Source organism: Kitasatospora sp. NPDC127060, from assembly GCF_042724935.1.
Taxonomy (GTDB): Bacteria; Actinomycetota; Actinomycetes; order Streptomycetales; family Streptomycetaceae; genus Kitasatospora.
Genome location: NZ_JBHXEG010000006.1, coordinates 1 through 20,464 on the forward strand (window position 1 = coordinate 1; position 20,464 = coordinate 20,464).

Consider the following 20,464-nt stretch of genomic DNA (forward strand, 5'->3'; position numbering starts at 1 on the left):
GTCCAGGGCGACGACCCGGGTCTCCCCCTCCCCGTAGACCTTGTTGAGGCCGGTGGCGCGGGCGGCCGCCAGGCCGGTACGGACGGCGGTTGCGGGGAAGGTCACGAAGACTCCTGGGAATGAATCGGATATTCCTACCGATCCATCCTCCCAAGCCGTTCGAGCCCGAGGCGTATGCCGAGCGGAGGGTCGGCCCCCGCCGACCCGGCGGGGCGGCGGGGGCGATCTCCTCCTCAGGTATGACCTGTCGCCCCGAGACCCACGGGCTCCGGTGGTCCCGGCGGCGTCACTCCGCGACGTCACCCCACCGCGTCACTCCACCGCGACGCCGAAGGCCGTCGCCAGCCCGGTCAGGCCGTTCGTCACCGCCCGCGCCGAGGGACCGAACTGCCAGCCGCCGGCCGCCCGTCGGAAGCTCCCCAGCAGCATCGCCGAGTCCGCGATGCCGCCGTTGGCACCCGGCCACTTCACCGGGCCGTCCGCGCCCGGCCCGTACTCGGCGGCGACGGCCAGCCCGTACACGTAGCCCAGCGGCAGAGCCGGGGGCTCCTCCTCCTCGGTGGACACCGCCAGCACCACCTCGTCCACGGCGGCCGGCAGCCGGTGCAGGTCCAGGCTCAGCCGCGCCGCCCGGGCCGGCTCGCCCGGCACCGAGTGGGTCGGGTACAGCCGGACGGCGCCGTCCGGGTCCTGCGGGTTGTTGAAGAACACGAAGTGCTCGTCGCTCAGCACCCGGCCGTGGGCGCACAGGAACGCGCTGACGTCCAGCTCCACCGGGTCCCCGCCGGCGGTGCGGCTCTGCCAACTGACCGTCACGCTGCTGGGCGGGGTCGCGGGCCCGGCGCCCTCGGCCGTCCGGTGCGAAGCGCCACCCGACTCGCCGTTCCCGCCGCTGTCGCCGTTCCGGCCGCCGCCACCGCTTGCGCCACCGCCGTCGCTGCCGCTGCCGCTGGCTCCGCCGCCTCCGCCGTTTCCGCCGTTTCCGCCGCCGAGCCGACCGCGCAGCCCCTGCTCGGCCAGCAGCTCCACCAGCTCCGGCCCGCTCACCAGGGTCAGCGGCTTGCCCTCGATGTAGTTGTACGAGCCCTTGCCGAAGCCCGCCGTGGTGACCAGGATGCCCTTGATCGCGCCGTGGTGGCGGACGGTGGACTCCAGGTCGCGCACGGCCGTCGGCGGGACGGTCTTCTTGTAGCGCTTGGCCTGGATCACGATCTTGCCGCCGGTCACCGGGTCCAGGTCCTCGGCGACCACGTCCACCCCGACGTCGCCGCTGCGGGCCGTGGTCATCACCCGGAAGCCGCGCAGCCGGAACAGCTCGGCGATCAGGTCCTCGAACTCCAGCGGGTCCATCTCGAAGAGGTCCGGCTCGTCCTCGCCGAAGTGCCCGGCCAGGCCCCCGCCGACCGACTCCGGCAGCCGGTCCGGCTTCACCTCGTCCAGCCGCTCGGGCCGTGCCGACAGCTTGCCGCCCAGCCCCTGGAAGCACTCCACCGGCGCCACCCGGTCCAGCGCCAGCCCGGAGAACTCGGCCCGGGTCGCGGTCAGGGTCGACAGGAAGCGCTCCGCCTCCCGGCCGGTCGCCGGGTCGATGCCCAGCACGAAGCCGTTCAGCACCACGGAGTCCAGCATCCCGTCCCGGTCCGCCCGGAACAGCTCCACCGCCACCCGCAGCGCCGACTGCGCCAGCACCTCCCGGTACAGCGCCTTGCGCTCGGTCGCCGGCCGGGCCACCTCGGCCTCGCGGTCGTCCGCCTTCACGTACCGCACCCGCCCGGCCGCCGGCACCACGTCCGGGCCGGGCAGCTCCCAGTTGACCACCAGCTGACGGCTCGACGCCTCCCAGGCCGCGACCACCCGGTGCGGGAAGCCCTCCGGCCAGGCCGCCGAGGCGTACAGCCCCGCCGTGAAGTACTCCTGCACCGCCTCCGGCTCACCCGCCCGCAGCCGCCGCAGCAACTCCTCGGTACCGGCCCCGCGTTCCTCCTCCTGGCGGCGGAAGCCCTCCGCCCACGCCAGGTACTCCCGGTGGTAGGCGGCCAGTCGGCGCTGCCGGTCCGCCTCCCGCGCCTGCGCGGCGTACCAGTCCTGCTCGAACCGGGCACGGGCCTGGGCCAGGTACTGCTCGTACTGCCGGCGCACCCCGCCGTTGCGGGCCTGTGCCCCGTCCGGCGGCGGCACGAAGTAGGCGGCGGACGTCTGGTCCGGCATCGGCACCGGCTCGCCCAGCGGCCCCGGATCGAACGGTGGCACCGGACGCGGCGCCAGCAACGCCTGCGGCCCGAACCCCGGCGCGGCCAGCCCGGCCGCCAGCAACCCGCGCAACTCCTCCACCCGGGCGTCCAGTTCGGCCGTCCGCGCGGCCGCCTCCGCCTCCCGCGACTGCTGGTACGCGCGCTGCGCCTCCCGCTCGTTCCGGGCCGCCGCCCGCTGCGCCTCCCGCTGGGCCCGCTCGTGCCGGCGCAACTCCGCCGCCTCGGCGCGCCAACGGGCCTCCTCCCGGCGCTGCTGCTGCCGCTGCGCCTCCGCCCAGACCGCCAGCACCCCAGTGTTCCGACGCCCCGCCACCAGCCACCCCTTCGCGCTCACACCGACCCGGCCTCCCCGTGCCACCTCCCGGTGACACCGCCGACCGCGCCCGCCACAATAGAACGTGAACGCCCCGCCCGGCCAAGCCCCCGCGACCTGCACCGCTACCGCCCCACGGCCACGGCCCGGTGACGGCCCGTCGGCCCGGCGACGGTCGCCGGGCGGACGGGGGCGGGTTCGCCCGCGGGGGGCTCCGCCTGCGCCTCGGGCGGCACGCGTCCCAACGGCGCCGGCGCCGGGTTCACGGCCGACGGCCTCGGAAGGTGCGGCGCAGGTCGTCGATCCAGGCGTCGGGGTTCTCCCAGGGGATGAAGTGGCCGCCGTGGTCATGGGCATTGACGTTGACGTGGTTGAACCAGGCGGCCTGCGGGCCGCTGACGAACGTCCGGACGCGCTCCTCGGCGGTGCGGACGCCGGGCGGGTTCTCGTAGCCGACGAAGGTGAGCCCGACCGGGGCCTGCACGACCGGGGTGCGGTCGTGGGAGGGGCTCCAGGGGTGGCGGTTGGCGTTGGCGTAGTACCGGATCGAGGTGCCGATGGAGTTGTTGGCCCAGTAGATGGTGGCGTGGGTGAGCAGGTCGTCCTTGGTGAAGACGCTCTCCAGGCGGCCACCGTTGTCGCTCCAGGCGTTCCAGCGCTCCAGCAGCCAGGCGAGCAGTCCGGCGGGTGAGTCGCTCAGCCCGTGGGCCAGGGTGGCGCCGTCGAGGGTGTGGACGGCGAGGTGGGAGGCCGAGCGGCGGTCCAGTTCGACGACGCGGGCGCGGACCTCGGCGGGCTGGTCGTCGGTGAGGGGCCGGTTTCGGGCGAAGTCCCAGGCGCGGGGGCCGTTGAAGAAGTCGAGCGGGAGCCCGGAGCCGATGTGGATGCCGTACAGCCGGTCGGCGTACTTGTGGCCGAGCTGGCTGGAGACGATCCCGCCGATGTCGCAGCCGCCGGCGGCGTACTTCCGGTGGCCCAGGGTCTCGGTCATCAGGGTGTGCCAGAGGTCGGCGACCTTCCAGAAGTTGACGTCCGGGAAGCCGGTGAGCGGGCCGGGGAAGCCGAAGCCGGGCAGGGACGGGACGATCACCTCGAAGGCGTCGGCCGGGTCGCCGCCGTGGGCGCCGGGGTCGGCGAGCGGGTCGATCACCTTGGACCAGTGCCAGAAGGTCCAAGGCCAGCCGTGGGTGAGGATCAGCGGGACGGGCCGCGGGCCGACGCCGGGCCGGCGCAGGAAGTGCACGGGGGTGCCGTCGACCGTCGCGACGTAGTTCTCGTGGGCGTTGATCGCGGCCTCGGCGCGGCGCCAGTCGTAGCCGTCGCGCCAGTACGCGAGGAGTTCGGCGAGGTAGCCGCGCGGGACGCCGTAGGACCAGTCGTCGGGCTCGCCGAGCGGGGCCCGGGTGCGGGCGAGGCGTTCGCGCAGGTCGTCGAGGACGGCGTCGGCGAGGTGGATCGGGGTGGGGGAGAGCGGGAAGGGGGCGCTGGTCATCCGGGGCTCCTTGCCGGGCTCGTCTCAGCGGGACGGTCGGGGTGGCGGCGGGCCGTCGGGGTGCGCGGCGCCGAGCGCGGCCATCTCCAGCAGCGCGGGCAGTGCGGCGGCGACGCTCTGCCGCCGGTGCTCGTCCAGATGCCCGGTCAGGGCGGTCAGCCGGGCGACCCGGTCGCCGCGACGGCGGTCGACGACGGCCCGTCCGGCGGGGGTGAGGTGCACCAGGACGGCGCGGCGGTCGGTGGGGTCGGGTCCGCGGCGGACCAGGCCGTCGCGCTCCAGCCGGGTGACCAGCTGGGTGATGGCGGGCTGGGTGACCTGCTCGCTCGCGGTGAGTTCGGAGAGCCGCAGCGGGCCGCGCCCGGCGAGGGTGTGCAGCACCCCGAGGGTGGTGAAGCTCAGCTTCTCCACCGAGGCGAGGCGGATGAACATCCCGGTGAACTGCTCCAGGGCATCGGCGAGGGCGGCCACGTCGAGGCCGTCGGATGACTCCACTGCTGCCATGGGGGCGAATGTATCAGCAACTTATCTAAGTTGCTTATGCACTTCGCCCGGCAGAACGGGATTGTCAGTGCCACCGGGTAGCCTCACCTGGATCGAGGACCCGAGGAAGATCCAGGACGACCCCGAGCAGGACCCCAGGGAGGGATGCCCGTGACGATCCCCGCACCCCAGCACCCGGACCGGCCGGCCGGCTGGGTCTCCACCGGCCTGAGCTGGCACGACGGCCGGGCCCTGCTCGGCGCCGTGCGCGGCACACAGGTGCACGAGCGCGCCGTCGCGCCGGGGGCGGAGGTCGGCTGGTTGCTGGCCGGCCCGCGCCGCTGCGTCGGGGCCTGGCTGGCCGGGGCGACGGAGCGCACGCCCTGCCCGCACCGCGCCGTGATCGACCCGGCCGGCGCCGCGACGCAGTGCCCGGCCTGCCAGAGCGTGGACCGCGGCCTGGCGCTGGCCCGGGACCAGATCCTCGACGACGGCCGCACCTACCTGCTCTACCTCGCCTGGTTCGGCGAGGGCCTGCTGAAGGTCGGTCTGACCGCCGAGCAGCGCGGCGACAGCCGGCTGCTCGAACAGGGCGCGCTGGCCTACGCGTTCACCGCGCGCGGCGGCCTGCCCGCGGTGCGCCGCGCCGAACTCACCGTGGCCGCCTCGGGGATGGCCCGCGAGCGGTACAAGTCCCGGCTCAAGACGGACCACTGGTGGGCGCACGGCGACGCGCCGTACCGCCGTACGGTGCTCACCGGGGCCCGGGCGCAGGCGCATCGGCTGCTGGACGGCCACGCCGTGGAGCTGCTCGCCGACCGCCCGGTGGTGGACCACGTGGAGCGCTACGGCCTGGCCGGCGGCGCCCCCGAGGCCTACCGGGAGATCGCCGGACTGGCCGACGGCGCGGTGATCGCGGGCACGCTGCGCCCACCGGTGGGCCGGTACCTGTTCCTGGACCAGCCGGACGGCTCCGGCCCGCTGCTGCTGGACACCCGGCGGCTGACCGGCTGGACGCTCACGCCGGTCACCGGCCGGGCCTCCGACGGCCTGGTCCTCCAGGAGCGGATCCGCCCGCCGGAACCGGACACCCAGGAGGCGCTGTTCTGACGCCGGTGGCCCGGTCCACGGCCGGGCACAAGGCTCCGGCACGGCGGAGGAGTCGGTACGGCAGAGGACCTGGCACGGAACAGGAACTGGCACGGCGGAGGAGTCGGCCGGACCAGGAGCCGGGCCTCAGCCCAGCTTGCCGCGCACCCCACCCGGGCCGGAGCGGGCCCGGCGGGACAGCGGGGGCCGGGACGGGCGGACGTCGCCGCGGCCGGTGGCGGCCGGTTCGGCGGCCTCGGCGGTGCGTCGGGCCAGCGCGGCCCGGGCGGCGGCCAGGGCGATCCGGGCGAGCAGGGGGTCCTCCCGGAGGCCCGCCCGGTGCTTGGACGTCTGGCAGGAGGTGCACCAGACCGGCGAGGCCGGCCCGTCCGGATAGACCATGCCCTCCGGCGGCAGGTAGTGCCCACCGCACTCGACGCACTCGAAGACCAACCTCATCCGACGATCACCGTCCCGGATCCGTGGCACCGACCGCACGGTGACCAGAAGGTGTGAACGCTGGGCACCATGCTTCCTTCCTCGTCCAGTTCGACCGTTGCCTCGGTCTTCTGGGTCCCCCCGGACCCGCCGCAGCCGGAACAGGACTGAACCTCGGGCATATGCCGTCCCTCCGTAGCGGAGCACCACCGTAGCGCGATTCTCCGTCAGGAAGCACCGCGTGCGGCGATCCACCACCCGTACGGGTAGCGCGAATCGGGCCCGCACGCCCCGGCAACGGCGAACGGGGAACAGAGAACGGCGAACGGGGAACAGGTGTCGGCCCCCCGCCTGAGCACCAGAGCGAGGGGCCGACCGTTCACGGGGCGGGGAGGGTCAGCCGCGGGCGGCCCGCAGGAACTCCCGGTTCATCGCCGCGATGCTGGGCAGCGGGATGCCCTTGGGGCAGGCGGTGGCGCACTCGCCGGTGTTGGTGCAGCCGCCGAAGCCCTCGGCGTCCATCGCCGCGACCATGTTCCGCACCCGGGCGGAGCGTTCCGGCGCGCCCTGGGGCAGCACGTTGAGGTGCACCACCTTGGCGGAGGTGAACAGCATCGCAGAGCCGTTCGGGCAGGCGGCCACGCAGGCTCCGCAGCCGATGCACTCGGCGTGCTCGAAGGCGGTGTCGGCGGCCTCCTTGGGGACGGGCGTGGCGTGGGCCTCGGGGGCGCTGCCGGTGGGGGCGGTGATGTAGCCGCCGGAGCCGATGATCCGGTCGAAGGCGGAGCGGTCCACCACCAGGTCCTTGACCACCGGGAAGGCCGAGGCCCGCCACGGTTCGACGTCGATGGTGTCGCCGTCCCGGAAGTGCCGCATGTGCAGCTGGCAGGTGGTGGTGCGCTCGGGGCCGTGCGCCTGGCCGTTGATGACCATGCCGCAGGCGCCGCAGATGCCCTCGCGGCAGTCGTGGTCGAAGGCGACCGGCTGGTCGCCGCGGGTGATCAGTTCCTCGTTGAGGGTGTCGAGCATCTCCAGGAAGGACATGTCCGGGCTGATGCCGCTGACCTGGTAGGTGGTCATCGAGCCGGGTGCGTCCGGGCCCGCCTGGCGCCAGATGCGCAGGGTGAGGTTCATGCGTAGCTCCGCTGGGTGGGGTGGACGTGCTCGAAGTCGAGGTGCTCGCGGTGGAGGACGGGCGCCCGGCCGGTGGCGGTGAACTCCCAGGCGGCGGCGTAGGAGAAGTCCTCGTCGCGCCGGGCGGCCTCGCCGTCGGGGGTCTGGCTCTCGGTGCGGAAGTGGCCGCCGCATGACTCGGCGCGGTGCAGGGCGTCCAGGCACATCAGTTCGGCGAGTTCGAAGTAGTCGACCAGCCGGTTGGCCTTCTCCAGCGACTGGTTGAGCTCCTGGCCGGTGCCGGGCACCTTGATCCGGCGCCAGAACTCCTCGCGCAGCTGCGGGATCCGCTCCAGCGCGCGCTTGAGCCCGGCCTCGTCGCGGGCCATCCCGCACTCCTCCCAGAGGAGTTCGCCGAGTTCGCGGTGGAAGGAGTCGGGGGTGCGGTCGCCGTCGACGGAGAGGATCAGGTTGAGCCGGTCCTCGACCTCGGCCTCGACCTCGGTGAGCACCGGGTGGTCGGCGGGCACCGCCGGCACCGGGTTGCGGGCCAGGTAGTCGTTGATGGTGGGCGGCAGGACGAAGTAGCCGTCGGCGAGGCCCTGCATCAGCGCGCTGGCGCCGAGCCGGTTGGCGCCGTGGTCGGAGAAGTTGGCCTCGCCGATCGCGAACAGCCCGGGGACGGTGGTCTGGAGGTCGTAGTCGACCCAGAGTCCGCCCATCGTGTAGTGGATCGCCGGGTAGATCCGCATCGGCACCCGGTACGGGTCCTCGGCGGTGATCCGCTCGTACATCTCGAAGAGGTTGCCGTACTTGGCCTCGACGGCGTCCCGGCCCATCCGGCGGATGGCGTCGGCGAAGTCCAGGTACACGCCCTGGCCGCCGGGGCCGACGCCGCGGCCCTCGTCGCAGACGTTCTTGGCGGCCCGGGAGGCGATGTCGCGGGGCACCAGGTTGCCGAAGGCGGGGTAGATCCGCTCCAGGTAGTAGTCCCGCTCCTGCTCCGGGATCTGCCCGGGCGGGCGGGTGTCGCCCGCGGCCTTGGGCACCCAGATCCGGCCGTCGTTGCGCAGCGACTCGCTCATCAGGGTGAGCTTGGACTGGTGGTCGCCGGAGCGCGGGATGCAGGTGGGGTGGATCTGGGTGAAGCACGGGTTGGCGAAGTGGGCGCCGCGCCGGTGGGCCCGCCAGATCGCGGTGGCGTTGGAGTTCTTGGCGTTGGTGGAGAGGTAGAAGACGTTGCCGTAGCCGCCGGTGGCGAGGACGACGGCGTCCGCGGTGTACGAGCGGATCTCGCCGGTGACCAGGTCGCGGGCGACGATGCCGCGGGCCCGGCCGTCGACCACCAGCAGGTCGAGCATCTCGGTGCGCGGGTGGAGCTCCACGTTCCCGGCCGCGATCTGCCGGGAGAGCGCCTGGTAGGCGCCGAGCAGCAGCTGCTGGCCGGTCTGGCCGCGGGCGTAGAAGGTGCGGGAGACCTGCACGCCGCCGAAGGAGCGGGTGTCCAGCAGGCCGCCGTACTCGCGGGCGAAGGGCACGCCCTGGGCCACGCACTGGTCGATGATCTCCACCGACACCTGGGCGAGCCGGTGCACGTTGGACTCGCGGGCGCGGAAGTCGCCGCCCTTGACGGTGTCGTAGAACAGCCGGCGGACGGAGTCGCCGTCGTTGCGGTAGTTCTTGGCCGCGTTGATGCCGCCCTGGGCGGCGATCGAGTGGGCACGTCGCGGGGAGTCCTGGAAGCAGAACTGGACGACGTGGTAGCCCTGTTCGGCGAGGGTGGCGCCGGCCGCGCCGCCGGCCAGGCCGGTGCCGACCACGATCACGGTGTGCTTGCGCCGGTTGGCCGGGTTGACCAGCTTGGCGTCGAACCGCCGCTGGTCCCAGCGCTGTTCGATCGGTCCGGCCGGGGCCTTGGTGTCGGCGATCGGCTCGCCGAGGGCGTAGTCCAGGTAGCTCCCGGATCCGGCGTTGCTCCCGGAACCTGCGTTGCTCCCGGAACCTGCGTTGCTCCCGGATTCAGCGTTGCTCACTTCACCACTCCGAACATCACGGCCAGCGGGACGGACAGGAAGCCGGCCGTCAGCACCAGCGCCAGGCCGTCGGCCGTCAGCTTGAGCGCCTTGTCGCGGCGGGCGTTGTTGGCGCCGAGGGTCTGCGCGGCGCTCCAGAAGCCGTGCCGGATGTGCAGGCCGACGGCCAGCATGGCGACGATGTAGATCACGTCGCTGTACCAGCGGCCGAAGGTGCCGACGACGTTCTGGTAGACGTGGCCGTGCTCGGCGACCGGGTTCACGGTGAGCGTGGTGAGGTCGAGGATGTGCCAGACCAGGAACAGCGCCAGGATCACCCCGCCCCAGCGCATGGTGCGGGTCGCGTAGCTGGCCCGGCGGCGCTGGTGCACGTACTTGCTGGGGCGGGCGGCGAGGTCGCGCCGGCTGAGCTGGTACGCGGACACGCCGTGCAGGACGACGGAGGCCAGCAGGGCGACCCGGGCGATCCACAGGAACCACTCGTGGCCCAGGAAGGGCTGGCCGATGGTGCGCAGCCAGGCGGCGTAGCCGTTGATGTCGTCGGGGCCGAAGAAGACCTTGAGGTTCCCCAGCATGTGCGCGACCAGGTACAGCAGCATGACCAGTCCGGTGACGGCCATGACCGCCTTCTTGCCGACGGTCGACCGCCACAGGGTCGCCAAGGTGGACGGATGCCGGCCCGTCCGAGTCGCGGTTGTCATGGCAGCAACGGTAGAGACGGCCACCAGGGTGCGTCCAAGACATGCTGCGGCTGGTGACGATAGTCGGCGCCTATCGTCGCGGCGTAGCCTGGGTGCGTGCAGCTCCAGCAACTCCGCTACTTCCTGGCCGTCGCCGAGACCCGGCACTTCACCCGGGCCGCCGAGGCCGAGCACGTCGCCCAGCCCTCGCTCTCCCAGCAGATCCGGGCGCTGGAAAGGGAGTTGGGGGCCGAACTGTTCCACCGCACCCGCGGCAACATCGCTCTCACCGACGCCGGGGACGCCCTGCTGCCGCTGGCCCGGCGGATCATCGCGGACACCGAGAGCGCCCGGCTGGCCGTCCAGGAGACGGTGCAGCTGCGCCGCGGCCGGGTGCGCCTGGGGGCGCCGCCGAGCCTGTGCACCAGCCTGGTGCCGGACGTGCTGCGGGTCTTCCGGGACCGCTACCCGGGCGTCGCGCTGGGAGTGCGGGAGGGCGGTTCGCGCGATCTGGTCCGCTGGCTGGCGGCGGGGGAGCTGGACCTCGCGCTGGTCATCACCCCGCCCAGCGGTGAGGCCGCGCCCGCCCTTGCCGTCACCGAACTGCTCCACGAGGAGCTGGTGTTGGTCTCGGCCGCCGGGCCGGCGCGGCGCCCGGTGCGGGTGGCGGAGCTGCGCGGGCGGCCGCTGGTGATGTTCCGGGAGGGGTACGACGTCCGGGAGGCGGCCCTGGCGGCCTGCCGGGCGGCCGGGTTCGAGCCGGAGTTCGCCGTCGAGGGCGGTGAGATGGACGCGGTGCTGGGCTTCGTCCGGGCCGGACTGGGCCCGGCGGTGGTGCCCGGGATGGTCGCGGCGCGCTCGGGGCTGTCCGTCACCCCGTTCGCGGGGCCGGGGCTGGGCCGGACCATCGCCGTCGCCCACGGCCACGAGGTGCCGCTGACCCGCGCCGCCGAGGCGCTGCACGGCACCCTGCTGGCGCATCTGCGCAACGCCGCCCGGGCGGGTGAACTCCCGCCCGGGACCAGGCTGCTGCTGTGACACGGAAAGGGCCGCCCGGGGGCGGCCCTGATCCTTGGACGGGGTGCGTCAGGCCGGCAGCACGGCCTCGATCGCGGCGGTCAGCTCGGCCGACTCGGGCTCGACCCGGGGCCGGATCCGGGCGGCGACCGTGCCGTCCGGGGAGATCAGGAACTTCTCGAAGTTCCAGCTGACGTCCCCGGCCTCGCCCTCGGCGTCGGCGACCTCGGTCAGCTCCCGGTACAGCGGGTGCCGGTCGTCACCGTTGACGTCGATCTTCTCGAACAGCGGGAACGTCACGCCGTAGGTGGTCGAGCAGAAGCTCTGGATCTCCTCGGCGCTACCCGGCTCCTGCCCGGCGAACTGGTTGCAGGGGAAGCCCAGCACGGTGAACCCGCGGGCGGCGTAGCGCTTCTGGAGGTTCTCCAGGCCGGTGTACTGCGGGGTCAGCCCGCACTTGGACGCGACGTTGACGATCAGCAGCGCCTTGCCCTTGTGGTCGGCCAGCGAGGCGGGCTCGCCGGTGAGGGTGCGCAGCGGGATGTCGTACAGGCTCACGGTGGTGGTCCTTTCGGCAGTTTGGCAGCGGGGTGTCGCCCGGGCACACCGTAGCGGCCCCGGACGGTCCAACCGCGCCGGCCCCGCCGGTGTTCCGCCTGGCAGGGGCGTACGGAGCGGCTCGTACGCCCCCACCGGGCGGGGTTCTCAGAGGGCCAGCGGCTTGATCGCGGTCGGCGCGTGCTCGGGGAGGGTGGCCAGCTCCTCGAACTCGTTGACCTTGTCGATGTCGGCGGCGGCCATCGAGATGTTGGTGACCCGCTCCAGGATCGCCTCGACCACGACCGGGACGCGGAACTCGGCGGCCAGCTTCTTGGCCTCCTCGAAGGCCGGCAGCAGGCCCTCCGGCTCGGTGACCCGGATCGCCTTGCAGCCCAGGCCCTCGGCGACCTTGACGTGGTCCACGCCGTAGACGCCCAGCTCCGGCGCGTTGATGTTCTCGAACTCAAGCTTGACCTGGAAGTCGATGTCGAAGCCCCGCTGCGCCTGGCGGATCAGGCCCAGGTAGGAGTTGTTCACCAGCACGTGGACGTACGGGATCCGGTGCTGGGCGCCGACCGCCAGCTCCTCGACCATGAACTGGAAGTCGTAGTCGCCGGAGAGCGCGACGACCTGGCCCTCGGGGTCGGCGGTGGCGACGCCCAGCGCGGCCGGGATGGTCCAGCCCAGCGGGCCGGCCTGGCCGCAGTTGATCCAGTGCCGCGGCCGGTAGACGTGCAGCATCTGGGCGCCGGCGATCTGGGACAGGCCGATGGTGGTGACGTAGCGGGTCTCCGGGCCGAAGGCCCTGTTCATCTCCTCGTAGACGCGCTGCGGCTTGAGCGGCACGTTGTCGAAGTGGGTGCGGCGCTGGAGCCGCGCCTTGCGCTCCTGGGTGGAGGCGGCCCAGGCGCTGCGGTCCTTGAGGGTGCCGGCGGCCTTGAGCTCCTTGGCGACCTCGACGAACAGCTCCAGCGCGGCCTTGGCGTCGGAGGCGATGCCGAGGGCGGGGGCGAAGATCTTGCCGATCTGGGTGGGCTCGACGTCGACGTGGACGAAGGTGCGGCCCTCGGTGTAGACGTCCAGGCCGCCGGTGTGGCGGTTGGCCCAGCGGTTGCCGATGCCGAGGACGAAGTCGGAGGCGAGGAAGTTCTCGTTGCCGTACCGGTGCGAGGTCTGGAGGCCGACCATGCCGGCGTTCAGCTCGTGGTCGTCCGGGACGATGCCCCAGCCCATCAGGGTCGGGACCACCGGGACGCCGGTCAGCTCGGCGAACTCCAGCAGCAGTTCGGCCGCGTCGGCGTTGATGACGCCGCCGCCGGCCACGATCAGCGGGCGCTCGGACTCCTGGAGCAGCGCGATGGCCTTCTGGATCTGGATCCGGTTGGCGGTCGGCTTGTAGACCGGCAGCGGCTGGTAGGCCTCCGGGTCGAAGTCGATCTCGGTCAGCTGGACGTCGATCGGCAGGTCGATCAGCACCGGGCCGGGGCGGCCGGAGCGCATCAGGTGGAAGGCCTGCTGGAAGACGCCGGGGACCTGAGCGGCCTCCAGGACGGTGGTCGCGGCCTTGGTGACCGGCTTGGCGATCGAGGCGATGTCGACGGCCTGGAAGTCCTCCTTGTGGAGGCGGGCGACCGGGGCCTGGCCGGTGATGCACAGGATCGGGACGGAGTCGGCGATCGCCGAGTACAGGCCGGTGATCATGTCGGTGCCGGCCGGCCCCGAGGTGCCGATGCACACGCCGATGTTGCCCGCCTTGGCCCGGGTGTAGCCCTCGGCCATGTGGGAGGCGCCCTCGACGTGGCGGGCCAGGGTGTGCTTGATCCCGCCGGAGGCCTTGAGGGCGGCGTAGAAGGGGTTGATGGCGGCGCCCGGCACGCCGAAGGCGACGTCGACGCCTTCGAGCTTGAGGATCTCCACGGCCGCGCGGGCGGCTGTCATACGGGGCATCGGTTCTCTCCTGCGTCGGCCCGCAGTGGGTCGGAGGGCTCATCTCCTGATTTCCACCATACGGAAGAACGGTTTCTGTATGTGGAAACACGGTAGGGTCGGGTCCGGCGGGGAGTCAAGGGGCGATTCAACAGAATGTGGAAGGTGGCGGGCGCTCGGCCGACCGGCCCGGTCTCGTGCGCCGGAGCCGCGTTCGTGCTGGTGCGCCGGGAGGCCGGGGCCTCCGCCCTGCCCTGCCCCCGGCACCGCCCCCGCCCGCCGGCCCCGGCACCGCCCCCGCCCGCCGGCCCCGGCACCGCCCCCGCCCGCCGGCCCCGGCGTCGCGCCCGCGTCCCCCTGGTCGTCGGACCACCCTTGCCGACGGTGGTCCGGCTGCCCCTCTGACTAGCCTGGTCACGGCCCCGAGTACTCGGGGCCGTGACCAGGCGTCATCGGACGTCGGAGGAGTGTGGAACCGTGATCGCAGCTTTTTCGGTGACCCCGCTGGGGATCGGCGAGGACGTGGGGGAGGTGGTGGCCGAGGCCGTCCGGGTGGTCCGGGCGAGCGGTCTGCCGAACCGTACGGACGCCATGTTCACCAGCATCGAGGGGGAGTGGGACGAGGTGATGCCGGTGATCAGGGCGGCGATCGAGGCGGTGAAGGCCCACAGCAACCGGGTCAGCACGGTCATCAAGATCGACGACCGGGCCGGGGTCACCGACGGCCTCACCGCCAAGGTCGCCACGGTGGAGCGGTACTTGGACGAGGGCTGAGCCCGGCCGCGGGGGTCAGCCGGTCGAGGTCGGCCGGGGGCCGGGTTCGGCGGCCGCCGGCCGGCGGGTGGCGAGCAGCCGGTCCAGCGAGTACGGGCCGGAGCCGAGTACCGCGATGGCCAGGAACGCCCAGCAGAACATCACCGAGGGCTCGCCCCCGTTCTGCAGCGGTAGCAGGGCCTGTTCCTGGTGGACGGTGAAGTAGGCGTAGGCCATCGAGCCGGAGCAGAGCAGGGCGGCCGTCCTGGTGCCGATGCCGAGCAGCACCAGGGCGCCGCCGAGCAGTTGGATCAGTGCGGCCCACCAGCCCGGCCACTGGCCGAGCGGGAGGCTGCCGCCGCCCTTGGCGCCGCCGAGGACGCCGAAGAGCGAGGCGGCGCCGTGGCAGGCGAAGAGCAGGCCGACGACGATCCGGAAGACCGTCAGTACGAGCGGGCGGGCGGCCTCGACGGCCTGGCGGGGGGTGGGGGGAAGGTGTGCGGGCATGCCGGTGCGCCTCCTGTGGGGGAGGAGGGATGGGGGCGGTAACGCTAGCTTTGGTCTAGTCCACTTGGCAATGCTCCGTCAGAGGTCGGTCCGGACTGCTCGTCAGTCTTTCTTGACCGATCGGTCTGGAAAGGGCTAGCGTTCCCGTCATGGCGCGAACCAAGGAATTCGACCCGGACGCGGCGCTCCAGGCAGCCCTCGAACTGTTCTGGCGGCGCGGCTACGAGGCCACCTCGATGGCCGACCTGGTCGAAGGGCTGGGCATCGCCCGGGCCAGCATCTACGCCACCTTCGGCAGCAAGCACGAGCTCTACCTGCGCGCGCTGGAGCGCTACAACGAGCAGCACGACCCGGGCCTGCTGGCCGAGCTGTCCCAGCCCGGTCCGGTGCTGCCGGCCGTCCGCGCCCTGGTGCGCCGCTACGCGTCGATGGGGGACGAAGACCGCAAGCGCGGCTGCTTCATCACCAACACGGCCGTCGAACTCGCCCCGCACGACGCGGCGGCGGCCCGCCGGGTGGAGGTCAGCTACGGCCACCTGGAGACGGCGCTGACCACCGCCCTGCTGCGCGCCGACGCCCAGGGCGAACTGCCCGCGGGGCGGGAGCCGCGGGCGCTGGCCCGGATGCTGGTGGTGCTGCTGCAGGGCATCCGGGTGGTGGGCAAGACCGCCGACGGCGCACCCCGGGTGCGGGACGCCGCCGAGCAGGCGCTGGCGCTGCTGGACTGACCTCCGGCCGGGTCGGCCGGTGCCGAGTGCTGCCCTGTTTCTGGATCGATCGTTCTTGAAAATTTGGTATGGGGGGGAGTTTCCATGAGCGTCGCCGCGCCGACGACCCGGTCCAGCTTCGCGCTGCTCGGCGTCGTCCAGGCAGTACTGATCTTCACCATCATGATCCTCACCGTGCCACTGCCCCTGGTCGCCCGGGAGCTCGGGCTCGGCCCGTCCGAGGAGTTGCTGCTCAGCGCCGGGTACGGACTCTCCTTCGCCGCGCTGCTGCTGCTCGGCGGACGACTGACGGACCGTTACGGCGGCCGCCGGATGCTCCGGTGGGGCCTGGCGCTGCTCGCCGCCGCCTCGGTGGCCTGCGCCCTCGCGCCCGACTACCCCGTCCTGCTGGCCGGCCGGTTCGTCCAGGGCGTCGGCGCGGCGCTCATCGCCCCGGCGGCGGTCGCGGTGGTCCGCCGGCTGTATCCCCGACCCGCCGCGTACCGGCGGGCGATGGCCACCTGGGGCGGCGTCTCGGTGCTCGGCGCGACCGCCGGCAGCGTGGTGTCGGGCCCGGTCACCGCCGTGGTCTCCTGGCGCTGGCTGTTCGCGGTCCCCGCCCTGGTCGCCCTGGCCGGCCTCGCCCGCTCCGGCGCACTGCCCGCCCCCGCACCCGCCGGCCCCCGCCCGGCACTCGACCTGCGCGGCGCCGCCCTCGCCACCGCCGGGCTCTGCGCGGCGAGTTACGCCCTGGTGGCGTCCACCGACCACGGCTGGCACACCGCCGGAGTGCTCGCCCCACTGGCCGCCGGACTGCTCCTGCTGCTCGCCTTCGTCGGCGCCGAACGCCGCACCGCCGACCCCCTGCTGCCACCCGGCTTCCTCGCCGACCGGCGCCGGGCCACCGCGCTGGCCGCCGTGACGGCGACCTCCGCCGGCACCGCCCTGGCCTTCGTCCTGCTCTCGCTCTACCTCCAGCAACTGCGCGACTGGAGCGCCGCCGACACCTCCGCCGCCTTCCTGCCGTGCGCCGTCGCCCTGGTGCTGGCCGGCCGGGCGGCCGGGCCGCTGATCGCCCGGTACGGGCCGGTGCCGGTCACCGCCGCCGGCCTCGTACTGGAGGCCGTCGGACTCGCCCTGCTGGCCGGGCTCGACCCCGGCAGCCCCTACGCCACCGGGCTGCTGCCCGGACTGCTCCTGCTGCCCGCCGGAGCCGCCGCCTCCTTCGCCGGGGCGGCCGTGCTCGCCACCGGCGGCGTGGCACCCGAACGGACCGGCCTGGCCGCGGGCGTCTTCAACACCGCCATGGAACTCGGCCCCACCGCCGGGCTGGCCGCCCTGATGGCGCTCGCCGCCACCCGCCCGACCGTCGTCGGCGGCTACGCGGCGGCCTTCGCCGCGGCCGCCGCCGGACTGGCGCTGACCGCTCTCGCGGTCGCCGCACTGCCCCGGAGCGAGCCCACCGGGCCCGGTACCACCACGGCCCTCACCACCAAGACCAACACCGCCAAGAGCATCACCACCGCACCCGAACACAGCACCCAGATCAAGGAGTTCACCTCATGAGCACGCGTTTCGCCGACAAGTCCGTCCTGGTCACCGGCGGCGGCAGCGGCATCGGGCGGGGCATCGCGCTCGCCTTCGCCCAGGAGGGCGCCCGGGTCGCGGTCGCCGGGCGCAGCGTCGGCCCGCTGGCCGAGACCGTCGAGCTGATCGAGCGGGCCGGCGGCAAGGCCGTCGCGCTGACCGGCGACGTGACGAACAGCGCGGACGCCGCCCGGCTGGTCCGGGAGACCGTCGAGCAGTTCGGCGGGCTCGACGTCGCCGTCAACAACGCCGGGGTGTTCGGCGCGGCCGGGCCGGTCGCCGAGATCGACGAGGACGACTTCCGGCGGGTGTTCGAGATCAACGTGACCGGCACCCTGCTGGCGATGAAGCACCAGATCGGCCACATGCGGGCCCACGGCGGCGGCGCCATCGTCAACGTCTCGTCCAACCTGGGCGTTCACAAGCGGCTCGAGGGCGTCGGCGCCTACTCGGCCAGCAAGGCCGCCGTCACCGTGCTCACCCGCTCCGCCGCCCGGGACCACATCGGCGAGGGCGTGCGGATCAACTCCGTCAGCCCGGGCCCGGTGGACACCCCGATGTCGACCCGGCCCGGCGAGAGCGACGCCGACAAGAGCGACCGGATGAAGTCCGAGGTGCCGGTCGGCCGGTCCGGGGCGGTCGCCGAGATCGCCGCCGCCGTGCTGTACCTGGCCTCGCCGGAGGCGGGCTACACCGTCGGCGCGGACCTGGTGCTGGATGGCGGCGTCACGGCCTGACCGGCGCGGCTCAGCGGTTCAACCAGTCCCCGGGCACGGCTCCGTAGAGCGCGTCGAGCGCTTCCGGAGTCCGTGCCCGGACCGCGATCCAGGCGTCCCCGACGGCCTGGACCAGGACGTCCGGGCCCTGGTACCAGCGGCATTCCCGGCCGAGGGCAGGCAACTCCCGGAAAGCGTCCGGGAGTTCGATCTCGGAATCGAGGAAGTCGGTCAACTCGTCGTCCTCCAGCAGCTTCTCGCTCATCGCCATCACCGCCGCCGCCGTCGAGAAGCGCTCCTCCCAGGGCTCCCACCGCTCCAGCGACTTGTCCGCGAGGTCCGCCCGGCCCACCGTCGGCGGGTCGGCCTGCGCCAGGTCGCCGAGCAGCACGCCCCAGTGGGCGCAGCCCTGGTTCTCCGCCCGGTAGACCAACGCGCCGTCCAGCACGTGGAGCTCGTCCGGCGTCAGCAGCACGTCCTGGGAGCTGGTGAGGTCGGCCCGGCGCCCGAACAGCCGGTACGCCTCGCGCAGTGCGGTCGGCAGTCGCAGCCCCAGCCGCTGCTCCGCCGCGTGCAGCTCGGCGTCGGTGAAGCCGTCCCGAGGTCCCAGAGGCTCGCCCCAGTACGCGGCGAAGCCCCGGACGAGGGCCCAGGCGCCGTCGCGGCCGCCCGGTGTCGCGGCCATCGCGGCCCGCATGTCGAAGTCGGTGTCGTCCACCGTCGCACCGTACGACACCCCGTTGACAGGCCGTCGCCGTGGTGGTGGACGTGCTTGCACGGACGACCGGCCGAACCTGACGCGAACGCGTAATCCCGCCGACACCGGTTGATCACCGAGGGGTTTCCGCACCGTCGATCGGGCAAGAAACGGTTTCGGCCGGAACCGACACACGAAAGGCGGACGCGCCAGCAATGCCGACCGCACCGCACCCCGTGCCCCTCCCGGGCCGTCGAAGCCGCTGGGGTGAGCACGGCCTCGCCTGGGCCTTCCTGCTGCCCTCCCTGGTGGTGTTCGTCCTGTTCATCGGCTATCCGCTGGGGCGGACGATCTACCTGAGCGGGCACGCCAACGACCTCTTCGGCGCGCCCTCCCGCTACGTCGGGTTCAAGCACTACACCGACCTGCTGTCCTCGGCCGACTTCGGCCGGACGCTGGTCACCACCGCGCTGTTCACCCTGCTCACCGTGGTGCCGGGGGTGCTCGGCGCGCTGGTGCTGGTGCTGCTCCTGGAGAACCGGATCCGGGGCGTACGGCTGCTGCGCTCCGCCTTCGCGCTGCCCTTCGCCTTCTCCGTGGCCAGCGCCTCGGTGGTGTTCGCGGTGTTCTTCAACCCGGCCAGCGGGGTGCTCAACGGGCTGCTGTCGCACGTCGGCCTGGGGCCGGTCGGCTGGCTCACCGACTCCCGGTACGCGCTGCTCTCGGTGGCCCTGACCACGGTCTGGATGAACCTCGGCTACAACGTGCTGGTGCTCTCCGCGGGCATCGGCTCGATCCCCGGCGAGGTGGTCGAGGCGGCCCGGATCGACGGGGCCTCCGGACTGCGGCTGGCCCGCTCGATCACCGTCCCGATGCTCGGCCCGAACCTGTTCTTCCTGACGGTGGTCTCCACCGTCCACGCACTGCAGAGTTTCGGCCAGATCCACATCCTCACCAAGGGCGGGCCGGACGGCTCCACCCGGACGCTGGTCTACTCCGTCTACGAGAAGGCCTTCGCCTACGGCTCCAGCGACTTCGGCACGGCGAGCGCCCAGGCCGTGGTGCTGCTGGTGGTCGTCCTCGCCTGCACGGCCGTCCAGTTCGGCGTCCTGGAGCGGAAGGTGCACTACGCATGAGCTCGACCACCACGACCGCCGACGCCCGGCCCGAGGCCGACGCCTCCAGCCCGCGCCCGCGCCCCCGCGCCCTCGCCGGGCGCTCCCCGCGCGACCTGCTCGGCCGCGCCGCCGTCTACCTGCTGCTCGCCGTCGCCGTGGTCACGGTGGCCTTCCCGGTGTACTACGCGGTCGTCGGCGCCTTCATGGATCCGTCCGAACTCGCCTCCTACCCGCCCGCGTTGGTGCCGCACTCGGTCACCGGGCGGAACTTCTCCGGCGCGGTGGACACCATCCCGCTGTTCCGGCAGTACGCCAACTCGGCGATCACCGCGACCGCCATCACCCTCGCCCAGTTGGTCACCTCGATCCTGGCCGCGTACGCCTTCGTCTTCCTGCCGCTGAAGGCGCGCGCGGTGGTGTTCGCGGTGTTCCTGGCCACGCTGATGGTCCCGTGGGAGGCCATCATCATCCCCAACTACCTGACGCTGTCGGACTGGGGGCTCGGCAACACCTACTTCGGCCTCGTCCTGCCGTTCCTGGCCTCCGGCTTCGGCACCTTCATGCTGCGCCAGGCCTTCCGGCAGCTGCCCGGCGAACTGCGCGACGCCGCCCGGATCGACGGCGCGGGCCACTGGCGCTTCCTGTGGCGGATCGTCGTCCCGCTCAACAAGCCGGCCCTGGCGGCACTGTCGATCTACGTCTTCCTGTCGGCCTGGAACCAGTACTTCTGGCCGCTCATCATCACCCGCACCGCCGACATGCAGACCCTGCAGATCGGCCTGACCTCGCTGCGCGACTCCGAGATGGCCGACCCCGGCCTGATCCTGGCCGGCGTGGTGCTCTCGCTGCTGCCCACCCTCGCCCTGGTGGCCTTCGGGCAGCGCTTCATCGTCCGCGGCCTGACCGCGGGCGCCGTCCGCTGAGCCGGGCGCCGTCCGCTGAGCCGGCCGCCGTCCTGGCCGCTGAACCCGCCGTCCGCTGAACCCGCCGTACGTTCCCGACA

19 protein-coding genes and 1 pseudogene are annotated in these 20,464 nt (G+C 73.1%); 8 read left to right on the forward strand and 12 right to left on the reverse strand.

The window, feature by feature from the left end; translation table 11 throughout:
* From ACFWIS_RS05465 to ACFWIS_RS05480, 4 genes and pseudogenes are all read right to left on the reverse strand, one after another.
* Positions 1 to 105: pseudogene (locus tag ACFWIS_RS05465) on the reverse strand (ABC transporter ATP-binding protein); the annotation flags it as partial.
* 207 nt (positions 106 to 312) lie between these two features.
* A complete protein-coding gene (locus tag ACFWIS_RS05470; protein WP_380463071.1) occupies positions 313 to 2,586 on the reverse strand; it encodes a restriction endonuclease in 2,274 nt (757 codons plus the stop codon).
* A gap of 241 nt (positions 2,587 to 2,827) precedes the next feature.
* Entirely contained in the window at positions 2,828 to 4,057 is a 1,230-nt protein-coding gene (locus ACFWIS_RS05475; RefSeq protein WP_380463074.1) for an epoxide hydrolase family protein, read from the reverse strand.
* A 24-nt stretch (positions 4,058 to 4,081) separates the two neighbouring features.
* On the reverse strand, positions 4,082 to 4,561 hold the full coding sequence (locus ACFWIS_RS05480) for a MarR family winged helix-turn-helix transcriptional regulator (RefSeq protein WP_380463077.1): 480 nt from the start codon (positions 4,559 to 4,561) through the stop codon (positions 4,082 to 4,084).
* A gap of 150 nt (positions 4,562 to 4,711) precedes the next feature.
* Between ACFWIS_RS05480 and ACFWIS_RS05485 the strand changes: the two genes are divergently transcribed.
* Positions 4,712 to 5,650, forward strand: coding sequence for a DUF2797 domain-containing protein (locus tag ACFWIS_RS05485; protein WP_380463079.1), 939 nt, complete (start codon positions 4,712 to 4,714; stop codon positions 5,648 to 5,650).
* A 126-nt stretch (positions 5,651 to 5,776) separates the two neighbouring features.
* Here the strand turns inward: ACFWIS_RS05485 and ACFWIS_RS05490 are convergent, their stop codons facing one another.
* The 4 genes from ACFWIS_RS05490 to ACFWIS_RS05505 all read right to left on the reverse strand — a co-directional run bounded on the left by ACFWIS_RS05490 (position 5,777) and on the right by ACFWIS_RS05505 (position 9,914).
* Positions 5,777 to 6,088 (reverse strand): hypothetical protein, encoded by a 312-nt coding sequence (locus ACFWIS_RS05490; RefSeq protein ID WP_380463082.1) that lies wholly within the window; start codon positions 6,086 to 6,088, stop codon positions 5,777 to 5,779.
* 375 nt (positions 6,089 to 6,463) lie between these two features.
* Positions 6,464 to 7,201, reverse strand: a complete 738-nt coding sequence (locus ACFWIS_RS05495) for a succinate dehydrogenase/fumarate reductase iron-sulfur subunit (protein ID WP_380463085.1) — start codon at positions 7,199 to 7,201, stop codon at positions 6,464 to 6,466.
* Positions 7,198 to 9,132, reverse strand: a complete 1,935-nt coding sequence (locus ACFWIS_RS05500; protein ID WP_380463097.1) for a fumarate reductase/succinate dehydrogenase flavoprotein subunit — start codon at positions 9,130 to 9,132, stop codon at positions 7,198 to 7,200. Before ACFWIS_RS05500 ends, ACFWIS_RS05495 begins: the two co-directional genes overlap by 4 nt.
* Positions 9,133 to 9,209: 77 nt before the next feature.
* Positions 9,210 to 9,914, reverse strand: coding sequence for a succinate dehydrogenase cytochrome b subunit (locus tag ACFWIS_RS05505; RefSeq protein ID WP_380463088.1), 705 nt, complete (start codon positions 9,912 to 9,914; stop codon positions 9,210 to 9,212).
* Positions 9,915 to 10,010: 96 nt separating this feature from the next.
* Between ACFWIS_RS05505 and ACFWIS_RS05510 the strand changes: the two genes are divergently transcribed.
* Complete coding sequence (locus ACFWIS_RS05510) at positions 10,011 to 10,931, forward strand: LysR family transcriptional regulator (protein ID WP_380463090.1); 921 nt, start codon at positions 10,011 to 10,013, stop codon at positions 10,929 to 10,931.
* 48 nt (positions 10,932 to 10,979) lie between these two features.
* On the opposite strand, the gene ACFWIS_RS05515 is transcribed toward ACFWIS_RS05510, so the two are convergent.
* Together ACFWIS_RS05515 and gcl are read right to left on the reverse strand one after the other, a co-directional pair.
* Positions 10,980 to 11,468, reverse strand: coding sequence for a glutathione peroxidase (locus ACFWIS_RS05515; protein WP_380463092.1), 489 nt, complete (start codon positions 11,466 to 11,468; stop codon positions 10,980 to 10,982).
* Between the two features lie 147 nt (positions 11,469 to 11,615).
* Complete coding sequence (gene gcl, locus ACFWIS_RS05520) at positions 11,616 to 13,397, reverse strand: glyoxylate carboligase (protein ID WP_380463095.1); 1,782 nt, start codon at positions 13,395 to 13,397, stop codon at positions 11,616 to 11,618.
* Between the two features lie 456 nt (positions 13,398 to 13,853).
* Here gcl and ACFWIS_RS05525 point away from each other — a divergent pair, with 456 nt between their 5' ends.
* The gene (locus ACFWIS_RS05525; protein WP_380463734.1) at positions 13,854 to 14,150 is read left to right on the forward strand and encodes an MTH1187 family thiamine-binding protein; all 297 of its coding nucleotides are present in this window, start codon (positions 13,854 to 13,856) and stop codon (positions 14,148 to 14,150) included.
* A 15-nt stretch (positions 14,151 to 14,165) separates the two neighbouring features.
* On the opposite strand, the gene ACFWIS_RS05530 is transcribed toward ACFWIS_RS05525, so the two are convergent.
* Positions 14,166 to 14,636: a DoxX family protein gene (locus ACFWIS_RS05530; RefSeq protein ID WP_380463736.1), complete on the reverse strand. Its 471-nt coding sequence runs from the start codon at positions 14,634 to 14,636 to the stop codon at positions 14,166 to 14,168.
* 149 nt (positions 14,637 to 14,785) lie between these two features.
* Here ACFWIS_RS05530 and ACFWIS_RS05535 point away from each other — a divergent pair, with 149 nt between their 5' ends.
* The 3 genes from ACFWIS_RS05535 to ACFWIS_RS05545 all read left to right on the forward strand — a co-directional run bounded on the left by ACFWIS_RS05535 (position 14,786) and on the right by ACFWIS_RS05545 (position 17,667).
* Positions 14,786 to 15,364 (forward strand): TetR/AcrR family transcriptional regulator, encoded by a 579-nt coding sequence (locus ACFWIS_RS05535; protein ID WP_380463738.1) that lies wholly within the window; start codon positions 14,786 to 14,788, stop codon positions 15,362 to 15,364.
* An 84-nt stretch (positions 15,365 to 15,448) separates the two neighbouring features.
* The gene (locus ACFWIS_RS05540) at positions 15,449 to 16,909 is read left to right on the forward strand and encodes an MFS transporter (protein WP_380463740.1); all 1,461 of its coding nucleotides are present in this window, start codon (positions 15,449 to 15,451) and stop codon (positions 16,907 to 16,909) included.
* On the forward strand, positions 16,906 to 17,667 hold the full coding sequence (locus ACFWIS_RS05545; RefSeq protein WP_380463742.1) for an SDR family NAD(P)-dependent oxidoreductase: 762 nt from the start codon (positions 16,906 to 16,908) through the stop codon (positions 17,665 to 17,667). Before ACFWIS_RS05540 ends, ACFWIS_RS05545 begins: the two co-directional genes overlap by 4 nt.
* Positions 17,668 to 17,677: 10 nt before the next feature.
* On the opposite strand, the gene ACFWIS_RS05550 is transcribed toward ACFWIS_RS05545, so the two are convergent.
* Positions 17,678 to 18,364, reverse strand: coding sequence for an SMI1/KNR4 family protein (locus tag ACFWIS_RS05550; protein WP_380463744.1), 687 nt, complete (start codon positions 18,362 to 18,364; stop codon positions 17,678 to 17,680).
* Between the two features lie 194 nt (positions 18,365 to 18,558).
* On the opposite strand from ACFWIS_RS05550, the gene ACFWIS_RS05555 reads away from it, so the two are divergent.
* Both ACFWIS_RS05555 and ACFWIS_RS05560 read left to right on the forward strand, forming a co-directional pair.
* Positions 18,559 to 19,479, forward strand: coding sequence for a carbohydrate ABC transporter permease (locus tag ACFWIS_RS05555; protein WP_380463746.1), 921 nt, complete (start codon positions 18,559 to 18,561; stop codon positions 19,477 to 19,479).
* On the forward strand, positions 19,476 to 20,384 hold the full coding sequence (locus ACFWIS_RS05560; protein WP_380463748.1) for a carbohydrate ABC transporter permease: 909 nt from the start codon (positions 19,476 to 19,478) through the stop codon (positions 20,382 to 20,384). Before ACFWIS_RS05555 ends, ACFWIS_RS05560 begins: the two co-directional genes overlap by 4 nt.
* The last annotated feature ends 80 nt before the right edge of the window (positions 20,385 to 20,464 follow it).